Source organism: Moorena sp. SIO2C4 (assembly GCF_010672485.1).
Taxonomy (GTDB): Bacteria; Cyanobacteriota; Cyanobacteriia; order Cyanobacteriales; family Coleofasciculaceae; genus Moorena; species Moorena producens.
Map to the genome: position 1 here is coordinate 1 of NZ_JAAHGN010001531.1, position 1188 is coordinate 1188.

The 1188-nt window shown below is 45.5% G+C and carries 1 protein-coding gene; it reads left to right on the plus strand.

Annotated elements, in window-relative coordinates:
- Positions 1-324: 324 nt before the first annotated feature.
- Positions 325-594 carry a transcriptional coactivator PipX gene (gene pipX / locus F6K20_RS39270; protein WP_008186718.1) on the plus strand — a complete coding sequence of 90 codons (270 nt, stop codon included), beginning with the start codon at positions 325-327 and terminating at the stop codon, positions 592-594.
- Positions 595-1188: the final 594 nt, after the last annotated feature.

A 1188-nucleotide genomic window follows, 5' to 3' on the forward strand; every position in this document is an offset into this window, starting at 1 on the left:
GGCCACTGCATCGCTACTAGAGGTGCTAGCAGGCGCTTTAACTGCACGGGGTCGGATCAGTAAAACGAGCAGGCATTTTAAACCAGCCGTACCAGCACCCCCGATGCTGGTTTACTACCGACCGTTGATTAGCTGACGGCACCTCAAGTAGCGTGAGCAATACGCGATGCGTGGCCATAGGCCAAGGCTCAAGACTGATAGCTGAATGCTTACACCCCTGGCACAATATCACTAACCTGACTAAGGGAAAGTAAGTCATGGAAATGACTTATTTGACCATTACCAGATAGTTCGGTGCTCAAGTCCCGCCTAATATGGATTTTGATGAGTTCTGAAAACTACCTCAATCACCCCAATTTTGGTCTACTGTTTCGAGTTTGCATTGTTGAAGAACAACAAGAGTTGTTCACTACGATCTATGCCCACAGACTTTTCTTTTTGGTGAAAAGTACCACCAATGGTATTGCCTTTGAGCCAATCAGTCGTTCTGAGGCTCGGCTGTTGGTAGAAAATCGCCTTCGCTTACTTAGGCGCAGTGGTTCATCGGCTGACTATGAGCAGCTTCGGATTATCCATCAGCAAACCTTCCAATAAGTTCCATTAGGAAACCCGTTCGGGTTAATTGGGAGACTCCTTGGAGCCGGACAAGGTGAATGGGCTGATATTACCGCCAGAAGTAGGTATAAACGATGATTGTGAGGGTTTTCTGAAATTAGGTTATGGCTAGAGCCTTGTAATGGGGTAGTATATACCCAACCACATCCATCATCAATATTGCCCTCTTATATATAATGGCATAACCTTCTGCTAAGTGTTGGTTTCGACAACTACACCCCGAGCAGAAGGCAGATATATATTCTATATTGATAACCTTGTGGTGTTCTCAAGGGTGAAAATTATTAAGTAAGCTTATGGGGTAAGTTAGACTGTTTACGTTCTAGTCTAAGCATCTACTCAAGACTGCTGCCCTAGAGAAGGTCGATTATCGGTTTTGCAGAAGCTTACACTAAAGTTGTGATGGAGAGTTGACTATGAGCGGTATTTTTAATAAGCTGCGCGATTTCGTCGGTCTGAATGAGCCAGTGGAATACGAATACGAATATGAAGACATGGAGGGGGATGCCTACCCAACTCCCTACCCACAAGAGCAACCGGTGCAACAGCAATCAGAGGAGGAACGTCCAACCA